At 71.2% G+C, this 11,763-nt stretch carries 10 protein-coding genes; 5 read left to right on the plus strand and 5 right to left on the minus strand.

Going from position 1 to position 11,763, the window contains the following annotated elements; translation table 11 throughout:
* The first annotated feature begins 194 nt into the window (after positions 1 to 194).
* The 5 genes from IG74_RS0116925 to IG74_RS0116945 all read left to right on the plus strand — a co-directional run bounded on the left by IG74_RS0116925 (position 195) and on the right by IG74_RS0116945 (position 4,142).
* A complete protein-coding gene (locus tag IG74_RS0116925) occupies positions 195 to 1,214 on the plus strand; it encodes an ABC transporter ATP-binding protein (RefSeq protein ID WP_037825594.1) in 1,020 nt (339 codons plus the stop codon).
* Positions 1,211 to 2,119 carry an ABC transporter permease subunit gene (locus IG74_RS0116930; protein ID WP_030677052.1) on the plus strand — a complete coding sequence of 303 codons (909 nt, stop codon included), beginning with the start codon at positions 1,211 to 1,213 and terminating at the stop codon, positions 2,117 to 2,119. The genes IG74_RS0116925 and IG74_RS0116930 overlap by 4 nt, the downstream gene beginning before the upstream one ends.
* Before the next feature lie 49 nt (positions 2,120 to 2,168).
* Complete coding sequence (locus IG74_RS0116935; RefSeq protein WP_030677055.1) at positions 2,169 to 3,080, plus strand: ABC transporter ATP-binding protein; 912 nt, start codon at positions 2,169 to 2,171, stop codon at positions 3,078 to 3,080.
* Between the two features lie 11 nt (positions 3,081 to 3,091).
* On the plus strand, positions 3,092 to 3,814 hold the full coding sequence (locus IG74_RS0116940) for an ABC transporter permease (protein WP_030677058.1): 723 nt from the start codon (positions 3,092 to 3,094) through the stop codon (positions 3,812 to 3,814).
* A gap of 88 nt (positions 3,815 to 3,902) precedes the next feature.
* The gene (locus IG74_RS0116945) at positions 3,903 to 4,142 is read left to right on the plus strand and encodes a hypothetical protein (protein ID WP_030677060.1); all 240 of its coding nucleotides are present in this window, start codon (positions 3,903 to 3,905) and stop codon (positions 4,140 to 4,142) included.
* A gap of 388 nt (positions 4,143 to 4,530) precedes the next feature.
* On the opposite strand, the gene IG74_RS0116950 is transcribed toward IG74_RS0116945, so the two are convergent.
* The 5 genes from IG74_RS0116950 to IG74_RS0116970 form a co-directional block, all read right to left on the minus strand.
* Complete coding sequence (locus IG74_RS0116950) at positions 4,531 to 5,346, minus strand: HAD family hydrolase (protein WP_030677064.1); 816 nt, start codon at positions 5,344 to 5,346, stop codon at positions 4,531 to 4,533.
* Positions 5,343 to 6,632: a serine--tRNA ligase gene (serS, locus tag IG74_RS0116955; protein ID WP_030677067.1), complete on the minus strand. Its 1,290-nt coding sequence runs from the start codon at positions 6,630 to 6,632 to the stop codon at positions 5,343 to 5,345. Before serS ends, IG74_RS0116950 begins: the two co-directional genes overlap by 4 nt.
* 663 nt (positions 6,633 to 7,295) lie before the next feature.
* The gene (gene pheA / locus IG74_RS0116960; RefSeq protein ID WP_030677070.1) at positions 7,296 to 8,231 is read right to left on the minus strand and encodes a prephenate dehydratase; all 936 of its coding nucleotides are present in this window, start codon (positions 8,229 to 8,231) and stop codon (positions 7,296 to 7,298) included.
* A gap of 104 nt (positions 8,232 to 8,335) precedes the next feature.
* A complete protein-coding gene (gene efeB / locus IG74_RS0116965) occupies positions 8,336 to 9,595 on the minus strand; it encodes an iron uptake transporter deferrochelatase/peroxidase subunit (RefSeq protein WP_030677072.1) in 1,260 nt (419 codons plus the stop codon).
* 6 nt (positions 9,596 to 9,601) lie between these two features.
* Positions 9,602 to 11,761: a copper resistance CopC/CopD family protein gene (locus tag IG74_RS0116970; RefSeq protein WP_030677074.1), complete on the minus strand. Its 2,160-nt coding sequence runs from the start codon at positions 11,759 to 11,761 to the stop codon at positions 9,602 to 9,604.
* Positions 11,762 to 11,763 lie beyond the last annotated feature (2 nt).

An 11,763-nucleotide genomic window follows, 5' to 3' on the forward strand; every position in this document is an offset into this window, starting at 1 on the left:
CGGCTGCGTCAATAGGTCTGCGTGAGCCTTCGGGACCGGTCCGGAAGAACCCTGAGGGGACCTCCGGGAGAACCCCCAGGGGTTCGACTTCCGGACGACCCCTACGGGCCCGTAATACTCGAGAGTGAGGGCGGAGACAGCCTGTGGAGTGACGCCCCGGTGTGGCCCGCGCCACTACCGTCGAAGACGTGACTGTGATCGCGACCGAAAGCCTGAGCAAGCGGTTCCCGAGGGTGACCGCGCTCGACCGGCTGACCTTGGACATCGGACCCGGTGTGACCGGACTCGTCGGAGCCAACGGCGCCGGCAAGTCAACGATGATCAAGATTCTGCTCGGCCTGTCCCCCGCCACCGAGGGCACCGCGTCCGTGCTCGGCCTCGACGTCGCCACCAGCGGCGGCGAGATCCGCGAGCGCGTCGGCTACATGCCCGAGCACGACTGCCTGCCGCCGGACGTCTCGGCCACCGAGTTCGTCGTCCACATGGCGCGCATGTCCGGCCTGCCGCCCGCCGCGGCCCGCGAGCGCACCGCCGACACGCTGCGCCACGTCGGCCTCTACGAGGAGCGCTACCGCCCCATCGGCGGCTACTCGACCGGCATGAAGCAGCGCGTGAAGCTCGCCCAAGCGCTCGTGCACGACCCTCAGCTGGTCTTCCTGGACGAGCCGACCAACGGCCTCGACCCCGTCGGCCGCGACGAGATGCTGGACCTGATCCGGCGCGTGCACACCGACTTCGGCATCTCCGTCCTGGTCACGTCACACCTGCTCGGCGAGCTGGAGCGCACCTGCGACCACGTCGTCGTCATCGACGGCGGCAAGCTCCTGCGCTCCAGCTCCACCACGGACTTCACCCAGAGCACCACGACCCTGGCCATCGAGGTCACCGACAGCGACGAGCACCCCGACGGCACCGCCGCGCTGCGCGCGGCCCTGCACACCCACGGCGTGACCACGCACGACGACGGGGGCGGGCTGCCCGGCGCGGGCCACATCTTCCTGCTCGACGCCACGGACGAGGCGACGTACGACCTCGTCCGGGACACCGTCGCCGACCTCGGCCTCGGCCTCGTCCGCATGGAACAGCGCAGGCACCACATCGCGGAGGTCTTCCGCTCCCAGGACGAGCCGCAGCCGGAGCAGGTCTCCGAGCGCGCGGCCGCCTGGGCGGCGACCACGGCCGCCGCCGAACAGACGGGAGGCGGCAAGCGATGACCGCCGAGTCGACACGGGCGCGCGACGCCGACTCCACCCAGATCCACAACATCGGGTACCGCAACTACGAAGGACCCCGCCTCGGCCGCGCCTACGCCACCCGCTCGCTGTACTCGCAGAGCCTGCGCGGCGCCTACGGCCTCGGCCGCTCGGCCAAGTCCAAGGTGCTCCCGATGATCCTCTTCGGGGTCATGTGCGCCCCCGCACTGATCATGGTCGCGGTCGCCGTCGCCACCAAGGCCGAGAAGCTGCCCGTGGACTACACGCGCTACGCGGTGCTCCTCCAGGCCGTCATCGGCCTCTACTTGGCGGCGCAGGCCCCGCAGACCGTCTCCAGGGACCTGCGGTTCAAGACCGTGCCGCTGTACTTCTCCCGCCCCATCGAACGCGTCGACTACGTACGCGCGAAGTTCGCGTCCATGGCGTCGGCCCTGTTCATCCTCACCGCGACACCGCTGCTCGTGCTCTACGTAGGGGCGTTGTTGGCGAAGCTGGACTTCGCGGACCAGACCAAGGGGTTCGCCCAGGGGCTCGTCTCCGTCGCCCTGCTGTCGCTGCTCTTCTCCGGGATCGCGCTCGTCATCTCGGCCGTGACACCCCGTCGCGGCTTCGGCATCGCCGCGGTCATCGCCGTGCTGACCATCTCCTACGGAGCGGTGTCCACCGTCCAGGCCATCGCGCACGAACAGGGCGGCAACGGCACCGCCATCGAGTGGCTCGGCCTGTTCTCGCCGATCACCCTCATCGACGGAGTGCAGACCGCCTTCCTCGGCGCGACCTCCTCGTTCCCCGGGAGCCAAGGCCCCTCGGCGGGCGTCGGCGTCGTCTACCTCCTCGTCGTCCTCGCCCTCGTCGCGGGCAGCTACGCCGCTCTCCTGCGCCGCTACCGAAAGGCCGGACTGTGACCGCCCATCCGTCGCCCGCCGCGACCCCGACACGGAATGGGCCGCGCCCATGAGCACTCTCACCATCGACCACGTCTCACGCTGGTTCGGCAACGTGGTGGCCGTCAACGACGTCACGATGACCATCAGCCCCGGAGTCACCGGCCTGCTCGGCCCCAACGGCGCCGGGAAGTCCACCCTCATCAGCATGATGGGCGGCTTCCTCGCCCCCTCCACCGGCTCCGTCACCCTCGACGGCCGGCCCACGTGGCGCAACGAGGAGATCTACAAGCACCTCGGCATCGTGCCCGAGCGCGAGGGCATGTACGACTTCCTCACCGGCAGCGAATTCGTCATCGCCAACGCCGAGTTGCACGGCCTGGGCAAGAAGGCAGCCCAACGGGCCCTCGCCACGGTCGAGATGGAGTACGCGCAGGACCGCAAGATCTCCACGTACTCCAAGGGCATGCGACAGCGTGTGAAGATGGCCTCCGCGCTCGTCCACGACCCCTCCGTGCTGCTGCTCGACGAGCCCTTCAACGGCATGGACCCGCGCCAGCGCATGCAGCTCATGGACCTGCTGCGGAAGATGGGCGACGAGGGCCGCACCGTCCTGTTCTCGTCCCACATCCTCGAAGAGGTCGAACAACTCGCCTCGCACATCGAGGTGATCGTCGCCGGGCGGCACGCCGCGAGCGGTGACTTCCGCAAGATCCGCCGCCTGATGACGGACCGGCCGCACCGCTACCTGGTGCGCTCCAGCGACGACCGCGCGCTCGCCGCCGCGCTGATCGCCGACCCGTCCACCGCGGGCATCGAGGTCGACCTCAAGGAGGGCGCGCTGCGCATCCAGGCCGTCGACTTCGGCCGGTTCACGAGCCTGCTGCCCCGCATCGCGCGCGAACACGACATCCGGCTGCTCACGGTCTCGCCCTCGGACGAGTCCCTGGAGTCGGTCTTCTCCTACCTCGTCGCGGCCTGAAGGGAGCCACCGTGTACGACCCCACTGTCGCCCGGCTCACCTACCGGGCCCTGCTCGGCCGCCGCCGCGCACTGATCCTCTTCGCCCTGCCCCTGCTGCTCATCGTCATCGCAGCGGCGGTGCGCGGCTTCAGCGGAGCCGACGACCAAGTGGCCTCCGACCTGCTCGGCGGCTTCGCGCTCGCCACCATGGTGCCGATCATCGGCGTCATCGCGGGCACCGGCGCCATCGGCCCCGAGATCGACGACGGCTCCGTGATGTACCTGCTGTCCAAGCCGGTCAAACGCCCCACGATCATCGTCACCAAGCTCACCGTCGCCGTCGCCGTCACCATGGCGTTCTCGGCGGTCCCGACGTTCATCGCGGGCCTGATCCTCAACGGCAACAGCCAGCAGGTCGCCGTCGCCTACACGATCGCCGCCCTGGTCTCCTCCATCGCGTACGCGGCGATCTTCCTGCTGCTCGGCACGATCACCCGGCACGCCGTGGTCTTCGGGCTTGTGTACGCGCTCGTCTGGGAGGCCCTCTTCGGCTCCCTGGTCTCCGGGGCCCGCACGCTGAGCGTCCAGCAGTGGTCGCTCGCCGTGGCCCACAAGGCCACCGACGGCGGTGAGCTCGTGACCTCCGACGTGGGCCTGCCCGCCGCCGTGATCCTGCTGGTCGTGGTCACGGCCGGGGCCACCTGGTACGCGGGCCAGAAGCTGCGGACCCTGACGGTCGCCGGGGACGAGTAGCCCGCCGGTTCGCCTTGACGGCGCCTTCACCCTCCTGCCGGGACACTGGTGGGAGGGGGATGCGCAGGAGTGTCTAGGAGGTGCCGCGATGGCATCGGACGAGGGACGGGGCGACGGTCCCGGGAGCGACGCCTGGGACGAGGTGGTCCTCGACGACGACTTCATACGGTCCGCCGAGAGCGCCGAGCCCTCCGCGCGGGCCCGGATGCTGACCGCCCGCTGGCGGCAGCAGGCCCCCGAGCCGCAGCCGTGGCGGTCCGACGAGCCGCCCGCCGGGTGGTTCTTCAGCCGGGGCCGCAAGCGCAGGCGCAAGCGGCGCGAGGGCTGAGCCCGGCCGCGAACCCGACCGGGAGGAAGCCGTGAGCCCGACCGGGCCGGAGGAAGTCGCGTGCCTGCCCCGGGCCGGAGGAAGCCGTGAGCCCCCGTCGGCCCGGAAGAAATTCAGTGGCGGGCCGTCGCACGGCCCGGCAGAGTAGTGGTGTCACCACGCGCCGGAAGCACCAACTCCGGCGTCTCCTACCGGGAGTGGAGCCGACGCCCCGCAAGAGTCGTCGCGCTTCCAGCAGGGCGGTCCGCGGCAGGCTCCGGAGTCATCACCCACTCCGTCGAGCTCCGTCACGGGGGAGACCGCCCGGGGGCGGCCGCTTCGAGCGCGCAGCACTGCGCGGGCCGCCCCTCCCGGAGGGGGTGCGCCGGGCACGAGCCCGGCGCCACGACTACGCCAGCAGGCGTTCCAGCACCACCGCGATGCCGTCCGCCTCGTTGGACGCCGTCACCTCGTCCGCCACCGCCTTGAGCTCCTCATGGGCGTTGGCCATGGCCACGCCGTGGGCGGACCAGGCGAACATGGGGATGTCGTTGGGCATGTCGCCGAAGGCGATCGTGTCCACGGCCTTCGCACCGAGCCGACGGGCCGCGAGGGACAGGCCCGTCGCCTTGGTCAGACCGAGCGGCAGTATCTCCACGATGCCCTCGCCCGCCATCGTGACGCCCACCAGATCCCCCGCGACGTCCCGCGCCACGGCCGTGAGCGCGTCGTCGTCGAGGCCCGGATGCTGGACGTACAGCTTGTTCAGCGGAGCCGACCAGAGGTCGGCCGGGTCGGACAGCGGGACGGCCGGGAGCGGGCCGTCCTGGACCACGTACCCGGGACCGACGAGGACCTCGCCGTCGATGCCGTCACGGCTCGCGGCGAGCGCCAGCGGACCGATCTCCGCCTCTATCTTCGCCAGGGCCAGGCCCGCCAGCTGCCGGTCGAGCGTGACCGACGTGAGCAGCCGCCGCTCGCCCGCGTGGTAGACCTGCGCGCCCTGGCCGCAGACCGCGATGCCCTCGTAGCCGAGGTCCTCCAGGACGTGCCGCGTCCAGGGCACGGAGCGCCCGGTGACGATGATGTGGGCCGCGCCCGCCGCGGTGGCCGCGGTGAGCGCGTCACGGGTGCGCGCCGAGACCGAGTCGTCGGGGCGCAGCAGCGTCCCGTCGAGGTCGGTGGCGACGAGCTTGTACGGGAAGACGGGACCGGCGGAGCTCACTTGGCGAGGGGCTCCAGGATCTCGCGGCCGCCCAGATACGGACGGAGGACCTCCGGGACGCGCACGGAGCCGTCGGCGAGCTGGTGGTTCTCCAGGAGCGCCACGATCGTGCGCGGCACGGCGCACAGCGTGCCGTTCAGGGTGGCGAGCGGCTGGACGTTCTTCTTGCCGCCCTGCTCCTCGCGCATGCGCACGGAGAGCCGACGGGCCTGGAAGCTGTCGCAGTTCGACGCGGACGTCAGCTCGCGGTACTTGCCCTGGGTGGGGATCCACGCCTCGCAGTCGAACTTGCGCGAGGCGGACGCGCCCAGGTCGCCGGTGGCGACGTCGATGACCTGGAAGGGCAGCTCAAGGCTGTTCAGCCACTGCTTCTCCCAGTCGAGGAGCCGCTGGTGCTCGGCCGCGGCGTCCTCCGGGGCGACGTACGAGAACATCTCGACCTTGTCGAACTGGTGCACCCGGAAGATGCCGCGGGTGTCCTTGCCGTACGTGCCCGCCTCGCGGCGGAAGCAGGGCGAGAAGCCCGCGTACCGCAGGGGGAGCTTGTCGGCCTCGATGATCTCGTCCATGTGGTACGCCGCGAGCGGGACCTCGGAGGTGCCGACCAGGTAGAAGTCGTCCTTCTCCAGGTGGTACACGTTCTCCGCGGCCTGGCCGAGGAAGCCCGTGCCCTCCATGGCGTGCGGGCGGACGAGCGCGGGGGTCAGCATCGGGATGAACCCGGCCTCGGTGGCCTGCGCGATGGCCGCGTTGACCAGCGCGAGCTCCAGGAGCGCGCCGACGCCCGTCAGGTAGTAGAAGCGCGAGCCGGAGACCTTCGCGGCGCGCTCGACGTCGATGGCGCCGAGCGCCTGGCCGAGCTCCAGGTGGTCCTTCGGCTCGAAGCCCTCGGCGGCGAAGTCACGGACGGTGCCGTGCGTCTCCAGGACGACGAAGTCCTCCTCGCCGCCGACCGGGACGTCCGGGTGCACGAGGTTGCCGAGGCGGAGCAGCAGGCGCTTGGTCTCCTCGTCGGCCTCGTCCTGCTCGGCGCCCGCCGCCTTGACGGCGGCGGCCAGCTCGCCCGCCTTCTTCAGGAGCTCGGCCTTCTCGTCGCCGGAGGCCTTGGGGATGAGCTTGCCGAGCGCCTTCTGCTCGGAACGGAGCTCGTCGAAGCGGACCCCTGACGACCTGCGCCGCTCATCGGCGGAGAGCAGGGAGTCGACGAGGCCGACGTCCTCTCCACGGGCGCGCTGCGAAGCGCGAACACGGTCGGGGTCCTCACGGAGCAGGCGAAGGTCAATCACCCCCCCAGGCTACCTTCGTGCGCTTCCGGCCCACGACTTGATTTTCCCCTGGCCTCCGTTATGACCGAAATGCCGGAATGTGAATTTCTCGCCCATCGGCTCGGCTTTCGCGGGTGGGGACGGGCGCCCGCCGGGTGCTCGGCGAGGCCGTCGTGCGCGGTCCCGCGGGGTCAATAAAACGGGCGTCATTCCCCGAATCGGGGCAGACGGGCCTTGTAGCCTTGACCGGATTTCCTTGTGGGAAACGGGACTTGGGGAGCCGGTTGTCCACAGGAATGGGGATGTCCGGAAAGTTATCCACAGGCTGTGCGAAAGATCTGTGGATGGCGGATCGGGGCCCTTTCCATGGTTCCCCATGCCGAAGGATTCCCTTCCCAAACCTGCTCAGCGCCAACTTTCGAGTGGAATTGGTTAACTCCAAAGTGTCATCGCATGGAAAAAGGTGGACGGAGGAGTGACGAGAGTGGCTGTGGGCGGACTTGGGCGCTGAGTACCGATTTGTCGACGATGTCGCGCTACCTTGTCGACTTGTCCCCAGGTCGAGAAGGGAACCTGTGGATAACTTCTGTGGACAACATAAATCTGCAGGTAGGACTGCAGATCCAGGCCTGTGTACGGGCAGGCCGAAGCACCGGGAAGACCCGGTGGCGGAGCGTCAAACGCTCAGAATCGGCCGTCCTGGCAGCGCGCCAGCCAGTCCGACGCCGAGGTGAACTCCTTGTCGGAGGTCCCGGGGCGCAGCGGCCGTACGTTCTCCGGTGCCACACCGGCACGCGGATACGAGCCGAGGAAGCGCACCTTCGGGCAGATCCGCTTCAGGCCCATCAGCGCCTCGCCCACGCGGCGGTCCGTGATGTGCCCCTCGGCGTCCACGGAGAAGCAGTAGTCGCCGATGCCGCGTCCCGTCGGACGGGACTCGATGCGCATCAGGTTGACGCCGCGCACCGCGAACTCCTGGAGCAGTTCGAGCAGCGCACCGGGGTGGTCGTCGCCGAGCCAGATCACCAGTGACGTCTTGTCCGCGCCCGTGGGCGCCGCGGGCCGGGCCGGGCGGCCCACGAGGACGAACCGCGTCTCCGCGTTCGCCGCGTCGTGGATCTCGGTGACCAGCGGTTCGAGCCCGTACGTCGCCGCGGCGAACTCGCCCGCGAACGCCGCGTCGAAGCGGCCCTCCTGTACGAGGCGGGCACCGTCCGCGTTCGACGCCGCCGACTCCCACACCGCGTCCGGCAGATGGGCGGCCAGCCAGTTGCGCACCTGCGGCTGGGCCACCGGGTGCCCGGTCACCGTCTTGACGTCCTTGAGCGCGGTGCCCGGGCGCACCAGGAGCGCGAAGGCGATCGGCAGGACGACCTCGCGGTAGATCACCAACGGCTCGCCCTTGGCGAGCTCGTCCACGGTGGTCGTGACGCCGCCCTCCACCGAGTTCTCGATCGGCACGAGCGCCGCCGCGGCCTCGCCCGCGCGCACGGCGTCGAGGGTGGCGGGCACCGAGACCATCGGCACCAGCTCGCGGGTCGCCGCCTCTGGCAGGGTGCGCAGGGCGGCTTCGGTGAAGGTGCCTTCAGGGCCGAGGTAGGTGTAGCGCGTCGCCGACATGACGTCACCCTAATGCGGCGGATGGGGCGGTCGGCACGTGTTGGCGGGAGCGGAGGCGCCCACGCGCGTGGGAACGGCCGCTCCCGCGCGCCCGGGCCCGCCGGTCAGCCCTCCAGCAACGCCTGCCCCACATACCCCCCGGCTTCCGCCCCGCCGGGCACCGCGTACACCCCGCTCGCCTCGTGCCGGATGAACTTCGACAGGGCGTCGCCCCGGTCGAGCTTCCGCTGCACCGGGACGAAGCCGCGCAGCGGATCGGCCTGCCAGCAGATGAAGAGCAGCCCCGCGTCCGGCTCGCCCTTGTCGGTGAGGCCGTCGTGGTACGAGAACGGACGGCGCAGCATCGCGGCGCCGCCGTTCTGGTCGGGGCGGCTGATGCGGGCGTGCGCGTTGAGCGGGACCACGAGGTCGCCGCCCGCGGTGGTCTTCTCCAGCTTCATCTCGGTGGTCTCCGTGCCGCCCGTCAGCGGCGCGCCGTCGGCCTTGCGGCGGCCGATGACGTCCTCCTGGTCCTTGGTGGAGAGCCCCTCCCAGTCGTCCAGGAGCATGCGGATGCGGCGTACGACGGCGTACGAGCCGCCCGCCATCCAGGCGGGGTCGGCGTCGGCGGCCTTGTCGGGCACGAAGACGCGCTTGTTGAAGTCGTCGTCGGACGGCTTCGGATTGTTCGTACCGTCGATCTGGCCCATGAGGTTGCGTGCCGTCATGGGGTGGGCGGTGGCGCCGGGCGAGCGGTTGAAGCCGTTCATCTGCCAGCGGAGCCGCGCCGCCGAGCCCGTCTCCCGCTGGAGGGCGCGCAGCGCGTGGAAGGCGACCAGGGAGTCGTTGGCGCCGATCTGCACCCACAGGTCGCCGTTCCCGCGGGCCTTGTCCAGGCGGTCGGAGGAGAACTCCGGCAGCGGGTCGAGGGCGGCCGGGCGCTGCTTCTCCAGACCGGTGCGGCCGAAGAAGCCGTGGCCGAAGCCGAAGGTGACGGTCAGCGAGGACGGCCCCGCGTCGCGCGCGATGTCGGTGTCCTGGCCGTGGCCCGCCACCGGCTTGCCCGCCATCAGCCGCTGGGCCACCTCCGACCAGCGGCGCAGCAGGGCCGCCGCCTCCTTGCGCCCGGAGCCCGGGGCGAGGTCGAAGGCGACCAGATGGCCGCGGGACTGCACGGGCGTGGTGATCCCCGGCTGATGTTTCCCGTGAAACATCACCTCATCGGCCCCGAGTGACGTCAGCGGCGTGCCCGTCGTACCCGAGCCGCCGGACGAGCCCGAGGACGCGGCCGCGTATCCGGCCGCGCCGCCTGCCGCGCCGAGTGCGAGGCCGGTGGCGCCCGCCGTACCGAGCAGGCGCCGTCGCGAAATGGTGTGGTCCGCCATGGTGGTTCAGCCGATCTGCACGTTCTTGTCGAGGGTGACCTGGTCGATGTCGGAGGTGCGGACGGTCACCGCGACCTTCCAGTCGCCGGCCATGGGAATCTGCACTCCGCTCGCGCTCCAGTGTCCGGTGGCGATGCGGTCGGGGGCGACCGGCAGGGGGCCGACGTCCTTGGCCTTGAGCGTGAAGGAGATCTTCACCTCGGGGATGTCGAAGGCGCTGCCGTTGGGCCGGGTCGCGTACACGTGCAGGTCGTTGCTGCCGGTGCGGCCGGGGTCGAGTTCGAGGCGCACGGTGCCCTTGCCGTCCTGGCCGCCGGTGTCGAACGGGATCTTGATCTTGACGGGCCCCGCGGTCTGCTGCACGGACGAGGCGGTGTTCTTGGTCTCCTCCTCGGTGCGCCCCGGCTCGGTGCTGGTCAGGGCCGTGGTGACGGCGAGCAGCACGACGGCCACGCCGACCTCGGCGAGCACCGAGCGGCGCAGACCGGAGCGGTGCGGGTCGGCGTCGCGGACGCGCTTCTCCCGGGCGGCGTCCACCGCGGCCCGCTGCCGGGCGAGCTGGGCGGCGCGCTGGTCGTCGCCACCGGCCTTGCCGCCGGACCTGGGCCTGTCGCCGGACTTGGCACCCGCCTTGCCGGTGTCCGGGCCGTCGGCCCCGGTGTTGGTTTCGGTGTTGGTGTCGGTGTTGGTGTCCACCGACGCCGACACCCCGGTCTTGGAGCTGTGCGCGACGGCGACGGGCTTCTTCTTCTTGGTGCCGGCGCCCTTGCTCGTGGAGCCCTTGGCGGCCGTGGAATTCTTGGCGGCCGTGGAGCCCTTGGCGGTGGCGGAGTTCTTGGCGGTGGTGGTGGCGGTCCGGCTGCGCTGCTCGACGACCGCCGCGGCGGCCGCCTCGGGTGCCAGGCCGCCCGCCTCGGCGATGATGCGCCCGGTCCAGCGCCGGGACACCGAGGCGATGCCGACGAGGACGACGACGAGCCCGATCTTGATCAGGAGCAGCTGTCCGTAGTCGGTCTCCACGAGCGCGGTCCAGGAACCGACCTGCCGCCACGACTGGTAGAGCCCGGTCGCCGCGAGCGCGACGACGCTGCCGAAGGCCACCGCGGAGAAGCGCCGTACGGCACTCGCGTCGATCAGCGGCGCCCGGTACAGGCACAGCAGCAGGGCCACGACCCCGCCGAGCCAGACGGCGACGGCGAGCAGGTGCAGCACGTCGACGGGCATGGCGAGCCCGGCCTGGATGCCGGTCGACGCGTGCTCGGCGAGCGCCCAGGTCGCGGCTATGCCGATGGCGACGACACCGCCGCCGATGGCCAGGCCGAAGGCGAGGTCCCGCTTCTCCTTGGGGTCCTCGCGCTTGTCGTACGCGCCGAACAGGACGGCGATGAACAGCGCGGCGGCCGCGAGGAGCAGCAGTCGCGAGACGAGCGCGGCGCCCGTCTTGGTCTGCAGGACGTCGCCCAGCTTCGCGAGGTCGAAGGCGTCGGCGAGCTTGCCGGAGCCGGTGTAGGGCGCGCGGAGCAGGAGCGTCGCCAGGGTGGCGCCGGTCAAGGTGAGCCAGCCGGAGACGACCAGGCGCTGGAGCGGCCGGACGCCCGCGCCGCGCGGCCAGCAGCCGAGGACGAAGGCGGCCCCGCCGACGACGACGATGTACCCGGCGTACGCGAGGTAGCGCGCCGTGTCGTAGAGCTTGCCGACGAGGCCGCCGCCGACCTCCTGGTCGGGCAGCGCGACCTTGGTGTCGGACGGCGCGCCGATGGAGAAGGTGAAGGCCCCGGCGATGGGGTGGCTGTCGGCGGAGACGACCTGGTAGGCGACGGTGAAGGTGCCGTCCGGCAGGCCGGGCTTCAGCTTCACGCCGTACGTGGTGGAGCCGAGGTCGGTGGTCTTGCCGGTGTCGGCGCGCTTGCCCGCGGGGTCGAGGACCCGTACCGAGCCGTCGGACATGGCGACCTTCTCGGAGAAGGTCAGGGACACCTGGTCGGGTGCCTTGGCGACCACCGCCCCCCGCTTGGGGTCGCTGTCGGTCAGCGCGGCGTGCGCGCCGGCGGGCGCCGCGGTGGCGAGGACGGCGCCGAGCACGGCGGCGGCCAGGGTCGCGGCGACGAGCAACAGGCGCCCGAGTCCGGCGAGGCCAGGACCCGGGCGGGGAGCGGTGGTCCGCATCA

The sequence above is a fragment of the Streptomyces sp. NRRL B-1347 genome (genome assembly GCF_000720325.1).
Classification (GTDB): Bacteria; Actinomycetota; Actinomycetes; order Streptomycetales; family Streptomycetaceae; genus Streptomyces.

Bases quoted from the DNA above. Each gene is read 5' to 3' on its own strand.
- IG74_RS0116935 (WP_030677055.1), top strand. From the start codon at position 2,169: ATGAGCACTCTCACCATCGACCACGTCTCACGCTGGTTCGGCAACGTG.
- IG74_RS0116970 (WP_030677074.1), bottom strand. From the start codon at position 11,761: ATGCGGACCACCGCTCCCCGCCCGGGTCCTGGCCTCGCCGGACTCGGG.
- IG74_RS0116945 (WP_030677060.1), top strand. From the start codon at position 3,903: ATGGCATCGGACGAGGGACGGGGCGACGGTCCCGGGAGCGACGCCTGG.
- pheA (WP_030677070.1), bottom strand. From the start codon at position 8,231: ATGTCGGCGACGCGCTACACCTACCTCGGCCCTGAAGGCACCTTCACC.
- efeB (WP_030677072.1), bottom strand. From the start codon at position 9,595: ATGGCGGACCACACCATTTCGCGACGGCGCCTGCTCGGTACGGCGGGC.
- IG74_RS0116930 (WP_030677052.1), top strand. From the start codon at position 1,211: ATGACCGCCGAGTCGACACGGGCGCGCGACGCCGACTCCACCCAGATC.